22 protein-coding genes and 6 tRNA genes are annotated in these 22996 nt (G+C 61.2%); 13 read left to right on the forward strand and 15 right to left on the reverse strand.

What is annotated here, in order from left to right; all coding sequences use genetic code 11:
- The 6 genes from LVS58_RS23885 to LVS58_RS23910 all read right to left on the reverse strand — a co-directional run.
- On the reverse strand, positions 1-1598 hold a 1598-nt coding region (locus LVS58_RS23885; protein ID WP_442796509.1), incomplete at its 3' end, for an AAA family ATPase.
- Between the two features lie 229 nt (positions 1599-1827).
- Positions 1828-2103, reverse strand: coding sequence for a hypothetical protein (locus tag LVS58_RS23890; protein ID WP_085722874.1), 276 nt, complete (start codon positions 2101-2103; stop codon positions 1828-1830).
- A complete protein-coding gene (locus LVS58_RS23895; RefSeq protein ID WP_085722878.1) occupies positions 2100-3080 on the reverse strand; it encodes an integrase domain-containing protein in 981 nt (326 codons plus the stop codon). The genes LVS58_RS23890 and LVS58_RS23895 overlap by 4 nt, the downstream gene beginning before the upstream one ends.
- An 893-nt stretch (positions 3081-3973) precedes the next feature.
- Positions 3974-5302: a tyrosine-type recombinase/integrase gene (locus LVS58_RS23900; RefSeq protein ID WP_233693092.1), complete on the reverse strand. Its 1329-nt coding sequence runs from the start codon at positions 5300-5302 to the stop codon at positions 3974-3976.
- 164 nt (positions 5303-5466) lie between these two features.
- Positions 5467-5542: transfer RNA gene (locus tag LVS58_RS23905), tRNA-Thr, on the reverse strand.
- Between the two features lie 71 nt (positions 5543-5613).
- Complete coding sequence (locus LVS58_RS23910; RefSeq protein WP_233693093.1) at positions 5614-6024, reverse strand: pilin; 411 nt, start codon at positions 6022-6024, stop codon at positions 5614-5616.
- Between the two features lie 216 nt (positions 6025-6240).
- On the opposite strand from LVS58_RS23910, the gene LVS58_RS23915 reads away from it, so the two are divergent.
- From LVS58_RS23915 to yacG, 4 genes are read left to right on the forward strand one after another with little or no spacing between them, the layout of a single operon-like run.
- Positions 6241-7449 carry a type II secretion system F family protein gene (locus LVS58_RS23915; RefSeq protein ID WP_233693094.1) on the forward strand — a complete coding sequence of 403 codons (1209 nt, stop codon included), beginning with the start codon at positions 6241-6243 and terminating at the stop codon, positions 7447-7449.
- 2 nt (positions 7450-7451) lie between these two features.
- Positions 7452-8318, forward strand: coding sequence for a prepilin peptidase (locus LVS58_RS23920; RefSeq protein WP_233693095.1), 867 nt, complete (start codon positions 7452-7454; stop codon positions 8316-8318).
- Positions 8318-8941: a dephospho-CoA kinase gene (coaE, locus tag LVS58_RS23925; RefSeq protein WP_233693096.1), complete on the forward strand. Its 624-nt coding sequence runs from the start codon at positions 8318-8320 to the stop codon at positions 8939-8941. The genes LVS58_RS23920 and coaE overlap by 1 nt, the downstream gene beginning before the upstream one ends.
- Complete coding sequence (gene yacG / locus LVS58_RS23930; protein ID WP_233693097.1) at positions 8938-9138, forward strand: DNA gyrase inhibitor YacG; 201 nt, start codon at positions 8938-8940, stop codon at positions 9136-9138. The genes coaE and yacG overlap by 4 nt, the downstream gene beginning before the upstream one ends.
- Positions 9139-9250: 112 nt before the next feature.
- On the opposite strand, the gene LVS58_RS23935 is transcribed toward yacG, so the two are convergent.
- Positions 9251-9958, reverse strand: a complete 708-nt coding sequence (locus tag LVS58_RS23935) for an energy-coupling factor ABC transporter permease (protein WP_233693098.1) — start codon at positions 9956-9958, stop codon at positions 9251-9253.
- An 86-nt stretch (positions 9959-10044) separates the two neighbouring features.
- On the opposite strand from LVS58_RS23935, the gene LVS58_RS23940 reads away from it, so the two are divergent.
- From LVS58_RS23940 to LVS58_RS23955, 4 genes are all read left to right on the forward strand, one after another.
- On the forward strand, positions 10045-10476 hold the full coding sequence (locus LVS58_RS23940; RefSeq protein WP_233693099.1) for a hypothetical protein: 432 nt from the start codon (positions 10045-10047) through the stop codon (positions 10474-10476).
- Between the two features lie 55 nt (positions 10477-10531).
- The gene (locus tag LVS58_RS23945) at positions 10532-11161 is read left to right on the forward strand and encodes a DUF1780 domain-containing protein (protein ID WP_201207926.1); all 630 of its coding nucleotides are present in this window, start codon (positions 10532-10534) and stop codon (positions 11159-11161) included.
- 132 nt (positions 11162-11293) lie between these two features.
- Positions 11294-11467 (forward strand): DUF3094 domain-containing protein, encoded by a 174-nt coding sequence (locus LVS58_RS23950; protein WP_008091951.1) that lies wholly within the window; start codon positions 11294-11296, stop codon positions 11465-11467.
- Between the two features lie 84 nt (positions 11468-11551).
- Positions 11552-12847 carry an NAD(P)/FAD-dependent oxidoreductase gene (locus LVS58_RS23955; protein ID WP_003247549.1) on the forward strand — a complete coding sequence of 432 codons (1296 nt, stop codon included), beginning with the start codon at positions 11552-11554 and terminating at the stop codon, positions 12845-12847.
- Between the two features lie 190 nt (positions 12848-13037).
- On the opposite strand, the gene LVS58_RS23960 is transcribed toward LVS58_RS23955, so the two are convergent.
- The 8 genes from LVS58_RS23960 to rluD form a co-directional block, all read right to left on the reverse strand.
- Positions 13038-13113: transfer RNA gene (locus tag LVS58_RS23960), tRNA-Lys, on the reverse strand.
- A 5-nt stretch (positions 13114-13118) separates the two neighbouring features.
- Positions 13119-13195 (reverse strand) — tRNA-Pro (locus LVS58_RS23965).
- Positions 13196-13242: 47 nt separating this feature from the next.
- Positions 13243-13318, reverse strand: a tRNA-Lys gene (locus tag LVS58_RS23970).
- Between the two features lie 6 nt (positions 13319-13324).
- Positions 13325-13401 (reverse strand) — tRNA-Pro (locus LVS58_RS23975).
- A gap of 4 nt (positions 13402-13405) precedes the next feature.
- Positions 13406-13481, reverse strand: a tRNA-Asn gene (locus tag LVS58_RS23980).
- Positions 13482-13843: 362 nt separating this feature from the next.
- On the reverse strand, positions 13844-16408 hold the full coding sequence (gene clpB, locus LVS58_RS23985) for an ATP-dependent chaperone ClpB (RefSeq protein ID WP_233693100.1): 2565 nt from the start codon (positions 16406-16408) through the stop codon (positions 13844-13846).
- A gap of 230 nt (positions 16409-16638) precedes the next feature.
- A complete protein-coding gene (gene pgeF / locus LVS58_RS23990; protein WP_233693101.1) occupies positions 16639-17379 on the reverse strand; it encodes a peptidoglycan editing factor PgeF in 741 nt (246 codons plus the stop codon).
- On the reverse strand, positions 17376-18338 hold the full coding sequence (rluD, locus tag LVS58_RS23995) for a 23S rRNA pseudouridine(1911/1915/1917) synthase RluD (protein WP_233693102.1): 963 nt from the start codon (positions 18336-18338) through the stop codon (positions 17376-17378). The genes pgeF and rluD overlap by 4 nt, the downstream gene beginning before the upstream one ends.
- 147 nt (positions 18339-18485) lie before the next feature.
- Between rluD and LVS58_RS24000 the strand changes: the two genes are divergently transcribed.
- The 5 genes from LVS58_RS24000 to LVS58_RS24020 all read left to right on the forward strand — a co-directional run bounded on the left by LVS58_RS24000 (position 18486) and on the right by LVS58_RS24020 (position 22996).
- Positions 18486-19505 carry an outer membrane protein assembly factor BamD gene (locus LVS58_RS24000; protein ID WP_233693103.1) on the forward strand — a complete coding sequence of 340 codons (1020 nt, stop codon included), beginning with the start codon at positions 18486-18488 and terminating at the stop codon, positions 19503-19505.
- A 92-nt stretch (positions 19506-19597) separates the two neighbouring features.
- Entirely contained in the window at positions 19598-19819 is a 222-nt protein-coding gene (locus LVS58_RS24005; protein ID WP_180688886.1) for a PP0621 family protein, read from the forward strand.
- 193 nt (positions 19820-20012) lie between these two features.
- Positions 20013-20777, forward strand: a complete 765-nt coding sequence (locus LVS58_RS24010) for a FadR/GntR family transcriptional regulator (RefSeq protein ID WP_003247561.1) — start codon at positions 20013-20015, stop codon at positions 20775-20777.
- 90 nt (positions 20778-20867) lie between these two features.
- Positions 20868-22070: an ABC transporter substrate-binding protein gene (locus LVS58_RS24015; protein WP_003247562.1), complete on the forward strand. Its 1203-nt coding sequence runs from the start codon at positions 20868-20870 to the stop codon at positions 22068-22070.
- A 65-nt stretch (positions 22071-22135) separates the two neighbouring features.
- A complete protein-coding gene (locus LVS58_RS24020; RefSeq protein WP_233693104.1) occupies positions 22136-22996 on the forward strand; it encodes a branched-chain amino acid ABC transporter permease in 861 nt (286 codons plus the stop codon).

The following is a 22996-nucleotide window of genomic DNA, read 5'->3' on the forward strand; positions in this document are numbered from 1 at the left end:
ACTCGTGCATCAAGCTCTCGCTTCTCCGTCGCCATTTCAGCCCGGACTTTCTCATCGGCCGTTGCCTCCAGCGCAGCGGCTTGGCCTTGTAGGCCTTCAATAATGTGCTTTAAGCCTAGTTGCGGATCGGCCTGCAACTTCAGGACCTCCTCCCACTGGATCTCAGCCGCAGCGGCTTGCAGTATTGATTTCTGACGGGAGTGCAGACACTCCTGCATTGATGAACACGCCGCAGAGAGCTCAGGATCAATTTCCGCAAGCTCCTCAACCAAAGCATCGCGGAACATTACATCCAAGGCGGCGCTCTGAATCGCCCTGTAGGCAGTGGCGGCAGTTTCACGGGCGTCTTTCGCAGTCTTTTCGGCAGCATGCTTAATGAAGGCGTCAAACTTAACTAGTCGCGAGGCACCTTCTTCCCCAAGTCGGTTCTGGCAAAGGGGGCATGCGGCGTCTTCTGGAATCGCCGGGAACTCATGATCCGGATGACTAAGCCCGGCGAAAATTCGAGCCGCCTCAAACAAAGCCTTCCACTCATCGCCACCTGTGCCAACAAGCTGACCTGGCGTCTGCTTGAACTCCGTGGCAGCCAGTTCCGCTGCGGCTTTGGCCGCTTTCGACTTCTTAATTAGCTCTCTGAGTTGGGTGATCTTTTCATCGTTGATCAACGCAATTGCTGCTGCGATTCGATCATTCAACCCTGAGAAGCGCGTCGCCTTCTGACGCAGCGTTTGGGCTTTTTGCTTCGGATCAGCTTCAGCTAGGGTTTGTGTCAATAAGAGCAGCCGATCCTTGTCCGCCTGGCTGAGCATGGCTAAAGCTTCGATATGCTCGGGATTAGTCCTAGTAGGGATACCCAGTAGCGTAGTGGCTACCGCGGTCTGCTCTTTCGCAAGTACGGCGTACGCGGCGTCACTTGGAGCATTCGCTGTCTTTTCTTGCGTTGCACGCAATTTGAGCTTGTTACACGCGCCTACTAACCCCTCCAAGATATCCAGTCCGTATGGGGCGTAAGCGAAATCGCCGTGGTTATCAATGTAAGCACGGGCGCAATGGGTGTCGAAGATGGAAATGTCAGAAAGCGGTTCAGGCGCCGCTATTCCATACCGCCAAGCAAGGTCAGTAGCCGTGCCGTCGATTACAGCCTCGAAAACCGCTTGGGCAACGCCGGCAATCTTGGGATCCAAGTTTGCGTTAGGCAGTATGGGCTCACGACGATCTCTCGCACGGCATGCATGCTTGAATACTCTGGAGTAGCCGGACTTCCCAGCTCCATTCTCCCCGTAAATGACCGTCAGACCTGACACTGCAATCGGAACGCTGCCACCGTTCGCTAGGGCGTTAACATTCTGGAGATCCTTAATCGCTGCTAGCTGAACAACTCGGGTTGGATCGGCCGGCGGAGCTATCTGAGCATCCTCGAGCACCCTGGGCTTCCGGTCATCTGGATCAGCGATCCCCACGTCGGCCTTAGCCAATGCGTAGAGATCATCCAGATCGGCCGCACTAAGCGTACGATCTTGATAGAGCCGAGCGATCGCATCTTGCTGCCAAGCAGGCAGCCCCTTGGACCATGCGTGAATTTCCTGAATGATCGACACCCTGACTCCTCCTTGGCATAGTCCTACGCATCTCTCTTTCTGCCCCCACAGGATGGCAATTCGACACCAGCATGTCTAGGTGGGGTCAGAAAGAGAGCAACTTTTACTACTTGCGCCCAGCCAGCAGCAACCGCCCCGCAAAGTCAGCTATTTGCCGTTAGCTGTCAGTGGTGAAGGGCAGCTTTGGGTCGATTGCTGCCAGTCGTACCTATCAATAGCAGCACCTCGCTCAGAGGTTGAACACCCATGCTTTTTGTAAACGACGGGCGAGCAGCCGCACGGTCAGCAGATAGTAATAACGCGTCGCCTCGCTGCGTCGGTTTAGGCGATGCTCAAGAAACCAATCCACATGTTTTTTCTGCCAAGCCCAAGGCGTCAGTCGATGCCAACGCTCTGAGATTTCTGCTTGGATGAGTTCCGCCTGGTGTATATGGCGTTGGCGAGTCGCGTGCGACCCGGTCAGTATGCCAGCCAAGAACAACTCCATATCGAATGGCTTGCTCATGACCGTCCTCCAATATAGGCCGCGACCACATCGATCCGACCATGCCCCAGCTCGTAGCTGATTTGCCTTCTGGCCTCACGATCTAGGTGCCTATCTACCTGGCAACATTGGCCGCCGCTGATTGGTGCGGGGTGTTGGGTGATCTGCTCGTAGCGCTCACATGCGTACGCCGTTCGTAGCTCATGGAAGCATTTGAGGTTCTGTGCATGCAGGGTGTCCCGTGCCGGGCGAACGACGTTCTGCAGAACGTCAAAGTAGCTTTCGTGTGGCGCAATCAGGTTGCGACTACCGGCAGGCGACACCCATAGTGCAAACTCAAATGCACATCGAACATGGTCGTTCACTGCGATCCAACGTGGCGCTGAGGCGCCGGCGCGGCCGCCTTTGGTGCCGTCTTGGATATTGATCTTGTCGAAGGCTTCAGCCTCCCGACTTAGCCGTGGCAGGTCAGCCAAGATGGCTTCACGCAAGCGCATGCCGGTGGCTCGCGCCAACAGAACGATCGCGGCGGCCCGGAGCAGATTTTGGCTGCAAAGCGCATCGACGATCTGCTTCACCTGTTCGCGGTCCTGGCCCTGCGGCACAGACTGGCGAACCCCGGTGCGCTGCATACCCAACGCCTTGCTCGGACTTGGCAACTTCACGTACTGATCACCGCGAAGCGCCGCCATGGTCCTGTTAACGCTGGATAGCCGGTTTTGTGCGGTGCTGACGGCGAGATCACCGCACCTAACCATGGCGCGCAGATACGCCGCGTAGTCGGTCAACACCTTTCGATCAATCTGCCGCGCATCATTGATACCAGGCCCCTGTTCGGAACGGCACCATTTGACGAATGCCTGCCATCGATCACAGTGCGTCTTGACCGTACCGTAGTGGCCACCGCCGAACATGTCTTTCAGCGCCTGCGGCCCTGCGTAGCTTAATTGCCTGCCGTAGCCGAAATTGCGTCCATCCCGCCTACCTACCAATGCCATGTCAGTCACCTCATCTACCGTTCTCCGATCCTCGCCCCACGTCATCCCGCCAAGAATGCTGAGTGTTATCAGGGATTAAGGCCCCTGCGACCTGTGGGGAATGTCCACTACGCGGGACTGGCGGCTCCTTACAACCGGGAGCAAGGGCATCTCATGATCTGGCCTCCTGAACACCGTTACCGGTGGGCGGGTGGAGGCAGCACTGGCTGACGAGACCAGCACCTGAAGATCCTGAGCCATGTGCAAGCAGCAATGCGATGACCGGGGCATGCCTGACTGTCAGTCAGGTGCAGTCCACTCCTTGGTCTGCGGCACCATCATCTGCATGGCTGTTGCTGGTGACATCGGCGTTTGTCACGCCGATTGTCACGAGGGGGATTGCCGCAAAGCCATGTGCGATCAGGGCTGCAGCAGTGTTAGAAGTGCCCGTCTCTTTCCAGAGAAAGAGACGGGCACAGGTTGGCGCAAGATTCGGCCAAGCGGATAGATTGCTGCAGGGCAGCGAGGTACGGAGTATCTGGCGCACGAGCGCTATATGTGTAAGAGCATTCATCACATGGGTAGTGACCGGGCGAGCTACCGAATGCTAATCGCCCTTGGGTAGAACCACCGCGAGAGCGGCATGGCCTTGAAGGTTCGGGCCACCTGGGGTGCTGTCATCGACAGCGCTTGCACGGCCAGTTCTACGCCTGTGGATAAACCCGGTCAAGGGTCGGAACTCACCGCTGCTTGGGACGTGAAAAGCGGTTATCCACCGGTGGAATTCCGTGGTAAACGCCGGACAAACTCGTGGCTTTTAGCTCTTCAAAATAAGGTCCATCCAAACAGGGCGGCTTTGCAGCCCTGTTTGGATGGACCCGCCTGAAAAAGCAGCCAGCGCCAATCTTGCAGGCTCACCCGCGATTGAATGCGCCATGACCATTTGGCAAGGCGGTGACGTTGTCGCCAGCCGGATGGGCGAACTCATGCGGGGTAACATGGCCCGATCTGTTGGCATCAATGTAGTTACTCCACCACGCCATGATCAACCGACGTTGCTCCAGAAACTGGGCCTTGTGGATGTATGCGGCACGCACGCGGTTCCGCTCCTGATGACTCATCTGCCGCTCAATCGCCGCGTCCGTCCACAGCCCAGATTCGAGTAAAGCACTACAAGCCATGGTCCTGAAACCATGCCCGCACACATCCTTGGTGGTGTCGTACCCCATATTGCGCAGCACCTGGTTAACCGTGTTTTCTGACAAGGGCTTCCAGTACCTGTGATCACCGGGCAACACCAGTTCAGAGAAGCGATTCAAGCTACGCAGCCGTTCAAGGATCTCGATGACTTGAGGCGACAGCGGCACTATCTGAATGTCCCCACTCATCTTGGTCCCGCGCGTGGAATAGCGGACGCCTTCAATCGGCTTGCGGGTATCGGGGATCTCCCACATCGCCCGTTGCAGGTCGAATTCATCCCACCGGGCGAAGCGCAGTTCGCTGGAGCGCACGAACACATGCAGCGTCAGCAGCACTGCGAGCCGAGTCAGCTCGCGACCGGTGTAGTTGTCGATTCGATCCAACAATTCAGGAAGGCGGTTCAGCGAGAGTGCAGGACGGTGCACGGTGCGCGGCGCTTGAATCGAGCCAGCCAGATCGAGCGCCGGATTCTGAGTAATCTGCCGCGCCCGCTTCGCACCCCGCATGATCGTGGATAGATAGTTCTGCACACGCAGCGCTACATCCATGGTGCCGCGATCCTTGATCCGCTGAGTGACCTCAAGGAGATCATGGGTGTCGAGTTCAGCGATAGGCCGCTGGCCAATCAGGGGAAACACATGGGTGCGCAACCTGCTCAGCACCGTCTTGGCATGGCTCTCGGTCCAGCGCCGGGACATTTCGACGTGCCACTCCAGAGCAACGGTTTCAAAGAGAAGGCTAGCTCGCTGGGCTGCGATCTTGGCCTTCTGCTTTTCCTCCATCGGATCAAGGTTGTCGAGCAACAGAGCCTTGGCCTCATCGCGCTTGGTCCTCGCGACGGCCAACGAAACGACGGGGTACTTGCCGATGATCAGCGTGCCTTCCTTGCCGTTGGGTTTGAAATACCGCAGCCGCCAAGTCTTCGAGCCACTGGGCGCGACGTACAGGTACATACCCCCGCCGTCGAACAGTTTGTAGGCGCGATCACGCGCTTTGGCCGTGCGGCATTTGAGGTCGCTGAGCGGAGTGGCTAGGCGTGGCATTGGTGTACGTTCTCCATTCAGGAAAGACGCTGTACCCCAAAAATACCCCCGGTTATTGGGGATTTTGTTGGTTCCCGACGGAGGGTCGTGGAAATAAAAAACCGGCCAGAAGGCCGGTTTAGAGGGCTTCCAAAGCATTCAGTGGAATGCAGTGGAGCTGGATGTGGTGCCGGAGACAGGAATCGAACCTGCGACCTTCGCGTTACGAGTGCGCTGCTCTACCGACTGAGCTACACCGGCGTGTAGCGCAACGTACCACTGCTCACACCCGTAACGCAAACCCCTGTTTCCGCTGGTTTATTGCCCTGCCCTCAAGCCCCCTTGCACCCTTTGGGCGCCAGGTCTTCGTCGATGTCGGTCGTGCACGCCCAGCCGCTGGCCGAACGCGTCAGGGTCAGGGCCTTGCCCAGCACGTTGGCCGGCGCATCCACCAGGGTGCACACAACGCTACCGCTGCCATCTGCGGCCTTGCCGCTGGCCGTGATCGCACAATGCGCGGTCGCCGGCTGGCCACCCAGCGCGGCTACGTCCGCTACATCCTTTCCGTCATTCAGCCGCAGATCCATCGCCGTCTTCAGGGCGCTGATCTCCAGCAACCCGGCCGCGGCCTTGGAGCGCGCCTGGTGGTTGGTGTACATCGGTAAGGCGATGGTCGCCAGAATGCCGATGATCGCGACAACGATCATCAGTTCGATCAGGGTGATACCGCGTTGCCCTTTCATGAACGTAGTTCCTTTTTGATTCGCTTACACATTGAGGTCAGTTGCGCCCCAACCGGCAGCGGCGCAGTAGGCCTGAACAGACACCTTTTGTCACCCCTGCCCGCACGGGCGTCATCTTCGCTGAACTACTCTAGTGAGCATCACGGACGCGTGCCCTTGCATGGACGCGGCAAGCTGTTTCCAGGCTTGTCGCCGGGGCTGAACAAGGACCTTTGCATGACTTCATCTTCACTTCTCTACCGCTGGCACGGCACCGACGCCAACGGCACGCCGGTCAGCGGCCAAACACCCGGGCGCAGCCCGGCTTATGTGCGCGCCGGGCTGATCCGCCAGGGCATCACGGTAGCCAGTTTGCGGCCGGCCAGCGGGCTGGCGTTCAGCTGGCCCAAGCGGCGCCAGAAGGCTGACCCGGCGGGGTTCAGCCGGCAGTTGGCGACGTTGCTCAAGGCCGGCGTGCCGCTGCTGCAGGCGTTCGAGGTGATGGAGCGCAGTGGTTGCGATGCGGCGCAGGCGGCGTTGCTGGAAAGATTGAAACAGGATGTGGCCTCGGGCCTGGGGTTGGCGGATGCGTTGCAGCGTCACCCGGCATGGTTCGATGCGCTGTATTGCAACCTGGTACGGGTGGGCGAGCAGTCCGGTACGCTCGACCGGCAGCTGGAGCAACTGGCGGGCATGCTGGAACAGCGTCGAGTGCTGCACAAGAAGGTGCGCAAGGCGATGATCTACCCGCTGCTGCTGTTGTTGACCGGGCTGGGGGTGTCGGCGATCTTGTTGCTGGAGGTCATTCCGAAATTCGAGAGCATGTTCTCGGGCATGGGCGCGGCGTTGCCGGCATTTACCCAGTGGGTGATCGACTTGTCCATAGGGCTGAGCCGGTTTGCGCCGCTGTTGCTGGTGATGGGAGTGGTGCTGGGTTTGGCCGTGCGCCAGCTTTATCGACAGCATGCGCCAGCGCGCCTGTGGATATCTTGGCGGGTGCTGGGCTTGCCCGTGTTTGGCAAGCTGCTGGGGCAGGCCGCACTGGCGCGGTTTGCGCGCAGCCTGGCCACGTCCTACGGCGCCGGGGTGCCGTTGCTGGATGCGCTGGGTACGGTGGCCCGGGTAACGGGTGGCACCCTGCACGAGCAGGCGGTGTTGCGGCTGCGCCAAGGCATGGCCAATGGGCAAGGGCTGAACCAGGCGATGGCCGGTGAACCGCTGTTCCCCCCCTTGCTGGTGCAGTTGACGGCCATCGGTGAATCCAGCGGCACGCTGGACCAGATGCTGGAAAAAGCCGCCAGCCATTACGAGGAACAGGTCAGCCAGGCGCTGGACCAGTTGACCAGCCTGCTGGAGCCGGCCATCGTGCTGATCCTGGGCTTGCTGGTGGGTGGCCTGGTGGTGGCGATGTACCTGCCGATCTTCCAGTTGGGTAGTTTGATCTGAACATGACTTTATGGGCTTTGCTGGCTGAACAGCCATCGTATTTCCTGACTTTTTCCGCGGTGCTCGGCCTGCTGGTGGGCAGCTTTATCAACGTGCTGGTGTATCGTCTGCCGATCATGCTGGAGCGGCAGTGGCAGCGTGAGGCGCAAGAGGTATTGGGGCTGCCGGCCACGCAGCACGCGCGTTTCGACCTGTGCCTGCCCGCCTCCCGGTGCCCGCACTGCGCCCACCGGATTCGTGCGTGGGAAAACATTCCGGTCATCAGCTACCTGGCCTTGGGCGGGCGCTGCTCGTCCTGCAAAAACCGCATCAGCCTGCGTTACCCGGTAGTGGAAGTGGCCAGCGCGCTGCTGTCGCTGGTAGTGGCCTGGCGCTTTGGCGCTTCGGTAGAGGCGTTGCTGGCGTTGCCACTAACCTGGTGCCTGCTGGCGCTGAGCCTGATCGATGCAGACCACCAGCTGCTGCCGGATGTGCTGGTGCTGCCGACCATGTGGCTAGGGCTGATCGTCAATGCCTTTGGCGTCCATGTGCCCCTGGCCGACGCACTGTGGGGCGCAGTGGCCGGGTACCTCAGCCTGTGGACGGTGTACTGGGTGTTCAGACTGGTCACCGGCAAGGAAGGCATGGGCTATGGCGATTTCAAGCTCATGGCGCTGATCGGGGCGTGGGGGGGTTGGCAGGTGCTGCCGTTGACGCTGCTGCTGTCGTCGGTGGTGGGGGCGCTGGTTGGCCTGTGCCTGCTGCGTTTTCGCCGGCATGCCATGGGCACGGCAATCCCGTTTGGCCCTTATCTGGCAATTGCGGGGTGGATTGCCGTGCTCTGGGGTGATGAAATATACGCCTCATACATGCAACTGCTTGGATACTGATGACCACTGCGGCCTTTACCCCCTGGATTCTCGGCCTGACCGGCGGCATTGGTAGCGGCAAAAGCGCCGCTGCCGAGCGCTTTGTCGAGCTTGGCGTGCACCTGGTCGATGCCGACCAGGCGGCGCGCTGGGTTGTCGAACCTGGTCGCCCAGCCCTGGCCAGCATCGTCGAGCGCTTCGGCCCGGGCGTGCTGCAGGGCGACGGCCAGCTCGATCGCGCGGCCCTGCGCCAGCTGATTTTCGCCGACCCGGCGCAACGCAAATGGCTGGAACAACTGCTGCACCCGCTGATCGGTCAGGAGATTTTCAGCTATCTGGCCAAGGCGCAGTCGCCGTATGCGGTATATGTGTCGCCGCTGCTGATCGAATCGGGCCAACACCACAAGACCCAGCGTGTGCTGGTGATCGATGCCCCGCAGGACCTGCAAATGGCACGTACCCTGACGCGGGACAACACCAGCGCCGAGCAGGTGCAGGCGATTCTTCAGGCCCAACTGGCCCGTGAGGAACGCCTGCGCCATGCCGATGATGTGGTGGTCAACGACCGTGACCTGGCCGCGCTGCATGAGCAGATTGACCGCCTGCACCATTTTTACCTGACATTGAAAGGAGGCCAGCCATGAGCCAGCCATTGACCGTCGATTGCCCGACCTGTGGCGCCCCTGTGGAATGGAACGAAAAAAACGCATTCCGGCCGTTTTGTTCGGACCGTTGCAAGCTGATCGACCTGGGCGCCTGGGCAGCCGAGGAGCACAAGATTGCGGGGTCGCAAGAGTCCGAAGATGAGCTGTATTCGGGGGACCTGGAGCCGCGGCATTGAGCTGATTGCAAGGCGGCTGTGCCGGCCTGTGGGAGCGGCCTTGTGTCGCGAAAGGGCTGCTCCCACAGAGACCGCGTCAGGTTTTAGATATGATGGCACAGCCACCACAGATTCAACGCTCATCGTCCTTCCAGGGCGCCTGCAGATACCGTGTGCGGTTGAAGGTTTCCAGCCACTCCGGGCAAAACACCACCAGCGCACTGATCACCATGCCGTTGATGAACGCCTCGGGGAACATCATCAGCCACAGGTAGCCAACAAAGTCGCTGAGCCACTCCGGCAGGGCAAAACGCCCGTCGAGCCACAACAACCCCAACGCCGCAGGCACGCAAACCAGTACGGTCAGCGCTGCCGGGAAGAACCCCGAACAGAAGATATAAACGAACAGGTTTCGCGGCTGGGCGCGCTCGACCACTATCGCGCACACCTCGGTAATCAGCACCGGCAAGCCAACCAGCAACAAACCATTCAACCCCAGCGCCGCCAGGTCCTGACGCCCCAGTGCCAGCAAGCCGAGCTGGGCCATGAACCCACCCAGCACCGCCAGCGGCCAGTCCAGCAACAGGGTGACCGCCGTCATGCCAATAAAGTGGTATGACACCCCGGTATCAAAATCGCGCCTCACCAGCCACAGCGCGAACAGGCAGAACACCGTGCCAAACAGCAAATGCTGGCGGCGCCGGTCGGTAAACAGTTCCACCCAGCGAACCCGGCTGACCGCCCAGACCAGCAACGGCACATAACCCAGCCAGCCAAGGGTAAGGGTGGTGCCGGATAACACCTGCGCGCTGATCACCTGAACAATACCCTTTGCAGCCATGTGGATAAGACCGAGTCTACACCCATTCTCCCTTTCCTTCGGCTGCGGTAGGCTGACGCTTCCATTCGATGCAGGAAGCATTGGTCATGCTGGAAGGAACCAACCCCGCTCTGCTGCTGGCAGCGGCACTCAACGCCATCATTGGCGTACTTCACCTGGTCATCATCGCCGTGGGGCCGCGTTGGTACCGTTTGTTCGGGGCCGGTGAGCGCATGGCGGTGGCCGCCGAAAAGGGCCGCTTTTACCCGGCGCTGATCACCGCCGCCATCGCCTGCGTGTTGCTGGCCTGGTCTGCCTATGCACTGTCGGCTGCCGGGGCGATCGGGCGGCTGCCGTTGCTGCTGCCAGCCCTCTGCCTGATCACCCTGGTGTATTTGCTACGCGGCCTGCTGGGGCCAGTATTGCTGGCAGGCACTGGGCGTTCGCAGCGTTTTATCGTGGTCAGTTCGCTGATCTGCCTGGGCTTTGGTGTGGTGCATCTGGTGGGGCTGGTGCAGCAGTGGCCGGTGCTGGGGTGATTCTCACGCTTAAACAGCATCTTACCGTCATCGATTAGCGGCTAAGCTTGTCTGCATGGATGACTCAGACTACCTGCGCCTGCTTACTATCCAGGCCGAACAAGCCAATGCCTTTCTCTCCAACGCCCGGAAGTGGGAGCGGGAGCGTTGGGTGTGCCAGCGCCTGTTGCAGGGGCTGAACATTCCCTACCGCAGCGAGGACTTCACCCCGGCGGGGCAGGAACCACCCGACGTGCTGTTCCGCGACGCCGCCTTCGAGGTGTTTTTCGTGCTCGATGAGGGCCGCCGGCTGAACGATGAATGGCGCGAAGAGCTGCAGCGGCGGCGCAGTGCGTTTTCCCTGGCGCAGCTGGTACGCCGCGAAGCACGCCCGCGGCGCATCAGTGCCACCGAACTGCTGGGGCGCCTGGCGCCCACCTTGCGCAAGAAGGCGCACAATTACCGGGAACGCGGGCTGGAGCTGAACGAGCTGGACATCATCGCGTTCTCCAGCCTCAAGCGCGAAGTGCTCGACCTCAACACCCACTTCCCGCCGCCTACCGAATACCTGCGCCAAGGCTGGCGCTCGCTGTCGCTGGTCGGGCCAACCTTTGCCCGGGTACTGTTTGCCCACCCCGATGCGCCGGATTTCCTGCGCAGCAACCTGGGCCGCAGCATCGTCTTCGACGTCGGCATCAGTCTTTGATCCAGTGCAGCGACTGTTTGCGATGGCGTACACTCGGCGCCAGGGATAGAAAGCATTATCATTTGTTTCAAGCGCCTGCGCGAACGCTGTAGCGTTTGCACAGTCACATACGTCTACCTGACGAGGCCCACCATGACCAGCCGCCTGAACCCGGAAGATCAGCGTCGTGTCGATGAGTATCTGCGAGCCCCCCAGCACCAAGTCGAGCGCAGGCCCTTCCGGCCGTGGCTGCTCCTTGTGCTGGTGCTGGCCGTGACCATCGGGTTGGGTCTCATCAGCCGCCTGCTGAGTGGACTGGTGCTATGAGCTGCTTCGCGCTCGCCCTCCCCTCGTGCAGTTTGCGGCCGGCCCCCAGGGCCACGCATTCCGTAAACCTTATGAGATATCCCCATGACTCATCGCATCGTGATTGTCGGCGGCGGCGCCGGCGGCCTGGAACTGGCGACCCGCCTGGGTAAAAGCCTGGGCAAGCGCAAGCAGGCCGAAATCACCCTGGTCGACACCAACCTCACGCACATCTGGAAGCCACTGCTGCACGAAGTGGCTGCCGGCTCGCTGAACTCCTCGGAAGACGAGCTGAACTACGTGGCCCAGGCCAAGTGGAACCACTTCAATTTCCAGCTGGGGCGCATGAGCGGCCTGGACCGTGAAGGCAAGCAGATCCAACTGGCTGCCACCCTCGACGAAGAGGGCCGCGAGCTGCTGCCTGCGCGCACCCTGGGCTACGACACCCTGGTGATCGCCGTGGGCTCCAACACCAACGACTTCGGCACCCTGGGCGCAGCGCAACACTGCCTGTTCCTGGATACCCGCAAGCAAGCCGAGCGTTTCCACCAGCAACTGCTGAACCACTACCTGCGTGCCCACGCCGGCGACGTGGCCAGCGAGAAAATCAGCGTAGCCATTGTCGGCGCCGGTGCCACCGGTGTAGAGCTGGCGGCCGAGCTGCACCACGCGGCCCACGAGCTAGCGGCCTATGGCCTGGACCGCATCCAGCCCAAGGACATGCACATCACCCTTATCGAGGCGGGCCCGCGCGTGCTGCCGGCGCTGCCGGAGCGCATCAGCGTACCGGTTCACAAAACCCTGGAAAAACTCGGGGTGAAGGTGATGACCAACGCCGCAGTCAGTGAAGTGACCGAGGACGGCCTGAAAACCAAGGACGGTGAAGTGATCCAGGCCAGCCTGAAAGTGTGGGCAGCCGGTATCCGTGCGCCAGGTTTTCTCAAGGACATTGATGGCCTGGAAACCAACCGCATCAACCAGCTGGTCGTGCGCCCTACCCTGCAAACCACCCGCGACGACAACATCTTCGCCTTCGGTGACTGCGCCGCCTGCCCGCAACCTGGCAGCGACCGTAACGTGCCGCCGCGCGCACAGGCGGCGCACCAGCAGGCTTCGATGCTGGCGCAAAGCCTGAAGGCGCGCCTGGAGAACAAGGCCCTGCCGACTTACGAGTACAAGGACTATGGCTCGCTGGTGTCGCTGTCGCGCTTCTCGGCGGTGGGCAACCTGATGGGTAACCTGATGGGCAGCGTGAAGCTGGAAGGCTGGCTGGCGCGGATGTTCTACGTGTCGCTGTACCGCATGCACCAGATGGCGCTGTACGGGTTCTTCCGCACGGCGTTGATGATGCTGGGCAGCAAGATTGGCCGGGGCACAGAGCCGCGCCTGAAGCTGCACTAGCAGGCGCCCCCATGCCCTGTAGGCGCGGGTTTGACCGCGGATGCGATGGTGCTGCACTGCCGCATTCGCGGGTGAACCCGCTCCTACACAAGGGGCGGTGTGGCATATAGATGCAGGTGGGATTGCACCGATGGGTGCATTTTTAAATCCAAAAGAAAAAGGGCATCTCATGCGAGATGCCCTTTGTTCATGGTGGGTCGTGTAGGATTCGAACCTACGACCAATTGGTTAAAAGCCAACTGCTCTACCAACTGAGCTAACGACCCAAAAATGGTCGGGGTGAGGGGATTCGAACTCCTGACATCCTGCTCCCAAAGCAGGCGCGCTACCGGACTGCGCTACACCCCGAGTGTTTCAAAAAAAAGGGCATCTCTTTGGAGATGCCCTTTTCTACATGGTGGGTCGTGTAGGATTCGAACCTACGACCAATTGGTTAAAAGCCAACTGCTCTACCAACTGAGCTAACGACCCGGAAAATGGTCGGGGTGAGGGGATTCGAACTCCTGACATCCTGCTCCCAAAGCAGGCGCGCTACCGGACTGCGCTACACCCCGAGATTGGCTCCGCGACCTGGACTCGAACCAGGGACCCAATGATTAACAGTCATTTGCTCTACCGACTGAGCTATCGCGGAACTGAACTTCGGTACAACTCCGAAGACTGTGTTCGCTTCGGACTCTTTGGCTTCTTCGCTTTCGCGTTGTCGCTGCTGAGGCCGGCTATTCTACATTCTTCGTTTTGCTTGTCAACCACTTTTTTTCATTCAACTTACTGATTTGTAAGTTGTTTTGCGATCACTGATGTTGCTGGTGATTCGCTTAGTGCCTGACAACGCGGCGTATATTAGGGGCACTCTAAAATTGATGCAAGCAAAAATTTCAAAAATTTCAGGCGGTTATCCCGGATTGGCGCAAAGGCCCGAAATAGCTGGGCTGTGCCGGCATGGGCAACAGCCAAAAAAAGCCCCGCAAACGCGGGGCTCATGGTGCAACACAATCAGCCAAAGACGATTTCGTCTCCTTCCACCTTGGCGGTGATCGCCGTACCGGGCAGGAACTTGCCGGCCAGAATCAGCTGCGCCAGCGGGTTCTCGATCCAGCGCTGGATCGCCCGCTTCAGCGGCCGTGCGCCGTACACCGGGTCGTAACCCACGGCAATCAGCTTGTCCAACGCCTCTGGGCTCAGGCTCAGCGACAGTTCGCGCTCCAGCAGGCGGCTGCGCAGGCGGCCGAGCTGGATTTCGGTAATACCGGCAATCTGCTCGCGGCCCAACGGCTCGAATACCACCACTTCGTCAATGCGGTTGATGAACTCCGGACGGAAGTGTGCCCCCACCGCATCCATCACTGCCGCACGCTGTGCCTCGCGGTCACCCACCAGTTCCTGAATCTGCGCGGAGCCCAGGTTGGAGGTCATCACGATCACGGTGTTGCGGAAGTCCACGGTGCGCCCGTGGCTGTCGGTCAGGCGGCCGTCTTCCAGCACCTGCAGCAACACGTTGAACACATCCGGGTGGGCTTTTTCCACCTCGTCCAGCAGCACCACCGAGTAAGGCTTGCGCCGTACAGCCTCGGTCAGGTAACCACCCTCTTCATAACCGACATAGCCTGGTGGTGCACCGATCAGGCGAGCCACGGAGTGCTTCTCCATGAACTCGGACATGTCGATGCGCACCATCGCCTCTTCGGTGTCGAACAGGAACTCGGCCAGCGCCTTGCACAACTCGGTCTTGCCCACACCGGTCGGGCCGAGGAACAGGAACGAGCCACTTGGCCGGTTCGGGTCAGACAACCCGGCACGCGAGCGGCGCACGGCGTTGGCTACGGCGGTTACCGCCTCGCCCTGGCCGATCACGCGCTGGTGCAGCAGCGCTTCCATTTTCAGCAGCTTCTCGCGCTCGCCTTCCAGCATCTTGGCAACCGGAATGCCGGTCCACTTCGATACCACTTCGGCAATTTCTTCCTCGGTCACCTTGTTGCGCAGCAACTGGTTTTCGGTCTTGCCGTGCTGGTCGACCATCTGCAGGCTGCGCTCCAGGTCGGGGATGACCCCGTACTGCAGCTCGGCCATGCGGTTCAGGTCGCCTTTGCGACGAGCGGCATCCAGCTCCTGGCGGGCCTGTTCGATCTTTTGCTGGATCTGCGCCGAGCCCTGTACTTCGGCTTTCTCCGACGCCCAGATTTCTTCCAGGTCGGAGTACTCACGCTCCAGCCGCTCGATTTCCTCGGTCAGCTTCTCCAGGCGCTTTTTCGCCGCTTCATCCTCTTCCTTTTTCAGCGCCTGGGATTCCACTTTCAACTGGATCAGGCGGCGATCAAGGCGGTCGAGCACTTCCGGCTTGGAGTCGATCTCCATGCGGATGCGGCTGGCCGCTTCGTCGATCAGGTCGATGGCCTTGTCCGGCAGCTGGCGGTCGGTGATGTAACGGTGGCTGAGCTTGGCCGCAGCGATGATGGCGCCGTCGGTGATGGCCACCTTGTGGTGCACTTCATAGCGCTCTTTCAGGCCACGCAGGATGGCGATGGTGTCTTCCTCGCTCGGCTCCTCGACCAGCACCTTCTGGAAGCGGCGCTCCAGGGCGGCGTCCTTTTCGATGAACTGGCGGTACTCGTTCAGCGTGGTGGCACCTACGCAATGCAGCTCGCCGCGGGCCAGGGCCGGCTTGAGCATGTTGCCGGCGTCCATGGCCCCCTCGCCTTTGCCGGCGCCAACCATGGTGTGCAGTTCGTCGATGAACAGAATGATCTGGCCTTCCTGCTTGGAAAGTTCGTTCAGCAGGCTTTTCAAGCGCTCTTCGAACTCACCGCGGTACTTGGCACCGGCAATCAGCGCGCCCATGTCCAGCGCCAGCAGGCGCTTGCCTTTGAGGCCGTCAGGCACTTCACCATTGATGATGCGCTGGGCCAGGCCCTCGGCGATGGCGGTTTTACCCACGCCAGGCTCACCGATCAGCACCGGGTTGTTCTTGGTACGGCGTTGCAGCACCTGCACGGTACGGCGGATTTCATCGTCACGGCCAATGACCGGGTCCAGCTTGCCCTCTTCGGCACGCTTGGTCAGGTCGACGGTGTACTTATCCAGCGCCTGGCGCGATTCCTCGGCGTTGGCGTCATTCACTGCCGCGCCGCCACGCAGGTTGTTGATGGCATTTTCCAGCGCTTTCTTGCTCACGCCCTGGCTCAGCAGCAGCTTGCCGAGCTTGCTGTTTTCATCCATGGCGGCCAACAGCACCAGCTCGCTGGAAATGAACTGGTCGCCCTTCTGCTGTGCCAGGCGGTCTGCCTGGTTAAGCAGGCGTGCCAAGTCCTGCGACATGTTCACGTCGCCGGTAGGGTTCTGTATTTTTGGCAGTTGGTCGAGCTCTTTCACCAGCCCCTGGCGCAGGCCATTGATGTCAAAGCCTACCTGCATCAGCAGCGGTTTGATGGAGCCGCCCTGCTGTTCGAGCAGCGCCTGTAACAGGTGCACGGGCTCGATGGCAGGGTGGTCCATGCCAACGGCCAAAGACTGGGCATCGGATATTGCAAGTTGCAGCTTGCTGGTCAAACGGTCTATTCGCATGGTGTACCTTCCTTTAAAGGGCAGGTCGGAGCGATGGACAGCGCCTGTTTATAAAGAAACCTGCCTGAGATGACCTTATAGATAAGGCTGATTCTGGAAGATTCAAGCGTAGCGGGATTGACCGAAGTCAACCTGTTGGACTAAAGGGGGCCATTCGCGGGCATGCCCACAGGTACACCAACAGCCTTACACTGCGGGAGCAGGCCAGCCCGCGAAGAGGCCGGTGCAGGTTAGCGGGGTTGCAGCCACACCAGGGAAGCGAAGCGCCCACCCTGCGGGGTACGGCGATAGGAGAAGAACCGCGTATCACTGACCGTGCACAAGCCACCGCCATAAACAGCCGTCACTCCACGGGCAGCCAGGCGAATACGCGCCAGCTCATAGATATCCGCCAACAGCTTGCCTGGCCGTTCGCCGTCGACGAATGCCCGAGCTGCTTGCGGGTGCACGGCGGTAAAGGCATCACGCACTTCCAGCCCCACTTCGAACGCTTTCGGGCCGATGGCAGGCCCCAACCACACCAGTACCTCTTCGGGCGGCAGCGCCAGCCGGTCCAGCGTAGCTTCCAGCACACCACCCGCCAGCCCGCGCCAGCCAGCATGCGCCGCCGCCACACGCGTACCGGCCCGGTCGCAGAACAGCGCAGGCAGGCAATCGGCGGTCATCACGGTGCAGGCAATGCCAGGTTGGCGGGTCCAGCTGGCATCGGCCTCGGCCACCACGGCAGGGTCGGCATCCGCCACCACCAGGCCATGCACCTGCTTGAGCCAGGCCGGCTGGATGGCGAACTGTTCGCTCAGGCGGCGGCGGTTCTCGGCGACCGCAGCGGGGTTGTCCCCAACATGGTCGCCGAGGTTGAAGGTTTCGTAAGGCGGCAGGCTGACGCCGCCCTGACGGGTGGTGACACAGGCGCGCACCGAGGCCGGGGCCGGCCAGTCGGGGAACAGCAACGCCTGCGTCAGGCCACTCATCCGATGAAGCTCTCGCGGTCCTGGTTCAGCAGCGACAACAACCAGACGAAGTCATCCGGCAGTGGCGATTCCCACTTCATGACTTCACCGGTAATCGGGTGGACCAAGGCGAGGAAACGCGCATGCAGCGCCTGGCGCGGGAAGGTCTTGACCGCCTCGACCATGGTCGGGCTGGCAGCGGGCGGAATACGGAAGCGCCCGCCGTATGTCTGGTCGCCTACCAGTGGGAACCCCACGTGGGCCATGTGCACGCGAATCTGGTGGGTACGGCCGGTTTCCAGCTTGACCCGCACATGAGTGTGCGAGCGGAAACGCTTGAGTACGCGGTAGTGGCTGACCGCCGGCTTGCCGCCGTCGGTTACAGCCATGCGCTGGCGCATGCCGCCGTGGCGGCCGATGGGCGCGTCGATCTTGCCACCGGCAGTCACCACGCCAATCACGATGCACTCGTAGATGCGGCTAACCTTGCGGGCCTGCATCTGCTCGACCAGCCTGGTCTGCGCCTGCAGGGTCTTGGCCACCACCATCAGGCCGGTGGTGTCCTTGTCCAGGCGGTGCACGATACCGGCACGCGGCACGTTGACGATGTCTGGCACATGGTGCAGCAGCGCGTTGAGCAGTGTACCGCTGGCATGCCCGGCCGCCGGGTGCACAACCAGCCCGGCAGGCTTGTTGATCACCAGGATGTGGTCGTCTTCGTAGACGATATCCAGTTCGATATCTTCTGCGATCCACTCGCCCTGGGCCTCTTGTTCGGCCTCCAGGGCAAGCAAAGAGCCACCATGAACAAGGTCTCGAGGGCGCACGACTGCACCATCGACCGTCAGGCGGCCCTCTTTGATCCACGAAGTTAGCCGCGAACGCGAGTACTCGGCGAACAATTGGGCGGCGACCTGGTCGAGGCGTTGGCCGCCCAGTTCGGACGGTACCTCTGCGCTAAGTTGAATGATCTCGGACATGCTCGATTCGGCGGGCGCACAGCCTTTGGTTTCGGCTGCGAGCTTGTGGTTAAATACGGCTTCTTTTGTCCCGGGGTTGGCCGGGGCGCTCATCATAACAGGACGGCACCGCCCAAGACAGCGGCCGTCAAAGGGACGCAAGCCGCCATGCAAGTGAAACACCTGCTGCTGATCGCCATCCTCGGGCTCACCGCGGCCTGTTCCTCCAATAAAGAGGTCATTGACGAGAACCTCAGCGAGGCCGAACTGTATCAGCAGGCCCAGGCTGATCTGGACAACTCCAGCTACACCAGCGCCGTGAACAAGCTCAAGGCCCTGGAGTCGCGCTACCCGTTCGGCCGCTATGCCGATCAGGCGCAGCTCGAGCTGATCTACGCCAACTACAAGAATTCCGAGCCCGAGGCCGCCAAGTCGGCCGCCGAGCGCTTCATCCGCCTGCACCCGCAGCACCCGAACGTCGATTACGCCTACTACCTCAAGGGCCTGACCTCGTTCGACCAGGACCGCGGCCTGCTGGCGCGCTTCCTGCCGCTGGACATGACCAAACGTGACCCGGGCGCCGCCCGCGACTCGTACAACGAGTTCGCCCAGCTGACCAGCCGCTTCCCCAACAGCCGCTACGCGCCAGACGCCAAGCAGCGCATGATCTACCTGCGCAACCTGCTGGCTTCGTACGAAATCCACGTGGCCGACTACTACCTGGGCCGCCAGGCTTATGTAGCGGCTGCCAACCGTGGCCGCTACGTGGTCGAAAACTTCCAGGAAACCCCGTCCGTGGGTGACGGCCTGGCAGTGATGGTCGAGTCGTATCAGAAGCTTCACCTGGACGAACTGGCCGCCACGAGCCTGGAAACCCTAAAGCTCAACTACCCGGACCACCCGAGCCTGGTCGACGGCGAGTTCCAGCCCAAGCAGACCGAGTCTGACGGCCGCGGCTGGCTGTCCAAGGCCACCTTGGGCCTGATCGAAACCGATACCCCGCTGCCGCCAGGCGAAACCCGCGCCAACCAGGACGTGGTCAAGCAGTTCCAGGACGCACGCGACGAGATGCCGCGAGAGCTGCTGCCTAAAGACGAGAACGGCGACCCGGTCGTGCCGGAAGGCCCGAAAGAAGCCGAGAAAGACCGTTCCTGGTTCAGTTACATGACCTTTGGTCTGTTCGACTGACCCACAGTGGTAAATGAAAGGGAGGCCAGGCCTCCCTTTTTTTATGGCCGCGTCCTAGACTGTCGGCTTCTTCAACCGACAAGCTGGACACCATGGTTCGCCTACTTTTCTGGATCGCCCTGATCGCCGCCGCGTTCTGGCTGTGGCGCAAGTTCAAAGTCAGCCAGCAGTCGCACCCCGAGGCGAAGCTGGATGCGCCGCTGAAGATGGTGCGCTGTGCCCATTGCGGCGTGCACCTGCCCAACGACCGGGCGCTGCAGCAGGGCAATGAGTGGTATTGCAGCCAGGCACACCTGCAGCAGGGCCCTGTGTAGGAGCGGGTTCACCCGCGGATGCGTCAGTAGCCCCACTGCAGCATTCGCGGCCCCCATCCTTACAGCCCCCTCCCCACATATCCCTCCCCGACCCTTTCACACCATTTACGACCCCTCTCCACCGCCAGCATTGACCCATCCGGCCAAAATTCGCTAAATCCTATTTATCCGCATAAATATGAAAAATAGCGAAATGCTCAAACCCAAACGCAAGCGCCAGAAGCTGTCCGATGTGATCGTCGAATCAGTCAAGCGCTCGATCGTCACCGAAGCGCTGCACCCCGGCGACCGCCTGCCTACCGAGCGGGAGCTGATGGAGCATTTCGAATGCTCCAAGGGCACCGCCCGCGAAGCGCTCAAGGCACTGGAGGTAGAAGGCCTGGTCAGCACCCGCACCGGCCCGACCGGGGGCGCCTACCTGAACGAAGTGGGCACCGAGCCCGCCAGCCGCGCGCTGCGCAACTACCTGCACTTCCAGCACCTGGACGGCGAACAGGTGTACCAGCTGCGCAAAGTCATCGAGGTAGAACTGGCGGTGTCGGTGATGGGCAAACTGAGCGAAGCCGACTATGCCGCGCTGCAGGCCAACATCGACTTCTGCAGCGCACCGGAAGACAGCGAAGAAGGCCAGCGTGAGCAGCGCTTGGCAGAGCTTGAATTCCACACCCTGCTGGCCGACCGCTGCCCCAACCCGTTGCTGCGTTTCATGGCGGTGTTCCTTAACGACCTGCTGCGCGACCTGGTGGTGCTGAAAAAGGCCTACCTGCCCAAGCGCCAGCAATTCGCCGCCGCCAACATCGACTACCACAAGCAACTGCTGACCGCCTTGCGCGCCAGCGACGAACCCGCCGTACGCCGGCTGATGCACGAACACATGTGCGACGCCGAGCACCACATGACCGCGCTGGAAGGCGAGGTCGCCCGCAACTTCCTGCTGGAGTTCGATCACCACCACTGATGCGTCTGTAAAGAGGCCTGCACACAGGCCCGGCCGTACCCGCTTTGTCATTGCCACTCCTGCCTAATAACCACAAACAAGGAGTTACTCATGCAAAGACGTACCCTGCTCAAGGCAGGCCTTGCCCTGGGTGCCTTAGGTAGCCTCCCCTTGGGGGCACACCGGGCATTCGCCGACCAACCGCTGACCTTCTATGGGCTCAAGTCCATGTCGGGCGCCTTCGCCAGCTACGGCAAGTACGCCGACATGGGCTCGCGCCTGGCCATCGCCGAGCACCCACAGCTGCTCGGCCATCCGCTCAAGTACAAGGTCATCGACACCGAAGGCAACGCCGGCAAGGCGGTGCGCAAGGTGCAGGAAGCCATCGGCCAGGATGGCGCACGCTTCTTCCAGGGGTGCACCCTGTCGTCTTCGGCACTGGCGGTGTCCAAGGAAATCCACAAGGCTGGCGGCGTGTTCATGACGCCTGTGGGCGCCGATGAAATCACCGGCAAGGACTGCAATGCCTCAACCTTCCGCTGGTCGGTGCCCACCTACGGTGCCATCCGCGAAACCCTGGTGCCGATGAGCCGCCAGCTGCCCCAGGCCAAGCGCTGGTACACCATCACCCCGCAATACGTATTTGGCGATGCCCTGCTGGACAACGCCCGCAAAGTGTTCGCCGAGCTCGGCGTGGAACACATCGGCAACAGCTACCACTCGCTGCAGGAGCAAGAATTTTCCGGCTACCTGACCAACGCGATCGCCGCCAAGCCCGACGTGCTAGTACTGCTCAACTTCGGTAGCCAGGCCTCCAACGCCCTGCGCCAGGCGGTCAACTTCGGCATCAAGGACCGTATGAAAGTGCTGATGGTGTGGTCTGCCGGCCTCGACCAGTTCCAGGAGCTGGGCAGTGACGTGCTCGAGGGCGTGTACCTGGGTGCGCAGTACTGGCACCAGGTCGACACCCCGCTGAACAAACAGTTGGTCGCCGCCACCCGCAAGGCCTATGGCATCAACCCCAACTATCCGCTGGCCGCCGACTACATCGGCACCAAGGTGATGCTCGAGGCCATCGTCAAAGCCGGCAGCCTGGATGGGGCCGCCGTGTCTGCGGCATTGCAGGGCATGCGCTTCCAGGGCCCGACCGGCGAAGAACTGATCCGCCCGGGTGACCACCAGGTGCTCAAGGATTACTACCTGCTGCGCGGCAAGCCCCAGGGGCAGATGCGCGACGAGGACGACCTGGCCGAAGTCATCAGCTCGGGCCGCTCGTTCGTCGAGGTCGATCACACCGGTTGCGCCCTGGCCTGAAGCTGCGGCGTTAGTCACCAACACTTGTACAGGCAGCCGCCCTGCGCGCTGTCGAGGGCACACTCATGCTCGATTTGTACCTGTTCCAACTGCTCAACGGCCTGGGCCTGGGGATGATCTACTTCCTCATCGCCGTGGGCCTGACGATCATTTTCGGCCTGCTCAACTTCGTCAACTTCGCCCACGGCGCGTTTTTCTTGCTGGGCGCCTACCTGTGCTACACCGCCGTGGCCATCACCGGCAACTTCTGGCTGGCGCTGCTGATTGCGCCACTGGTGGTGGCCGCGCTGGCCTGGGCGGTCGAGCGCCTGTTGATCAAGCGCATCTACCACCTGCCGCACACCTTCCAGATTCTCGTCACCCTCGGCATCGCGCTGATCATCCAGGAAGCGTCGGTGCTGATCTGGGGCCCAGTGGGCAAGAACATTGCCGTCCCACCCGAACTGCGCGGGGTGCTGATACTCGGCGACTTCATCTACCCCTACTACCGCTTGTTCCTGATCGGCTTCGCAGCGCTGATCGGTATTGGCCTGTGGCTGCTGCTGGAACGCACCCGTTTCGGCGCACTGGTGCGGGCCGGTAGCGAAAGCACCGAAACCGTGTCGCTGTTGGGCACCAACATTTTCCGCCTGTTCTCCCTGACCTTCGCCCTGGGCGTGGGTCTGGCGGGTGTGGCGGGTGTGCTGTTCGCGCCGCTACGGGGCGCCCAGCCCTTCGTCGGCCCGGAAATCCTTGGCATTGCCTTCGTGGTGGTGGTGATTGGCGGCATGGGGTCGTTCGGCGGGGCGCTGGTTGGTGGCCTGCTGGTGGGTGTGGTGCAGAGCATGATGACCAGTCTCTGGCCGCAAGGCGCCAGCCTGATGATCTATGGCGCCATGGCAGCAGTGATTCTGGTCCGTCCCTACGGCCTGTTCGGGAGAGCCTGA

Source organism: Pseudomonas sp. JR33AA (assembly GCF_021378985.1).
Classification (GTDB): Bacteria; Pseudomonadota; Gammaproteobacteria; order Pseudomonadales; family Pseudomonadaceae; genus Aquipseudomonas; species Aquipseudomonas alloputida.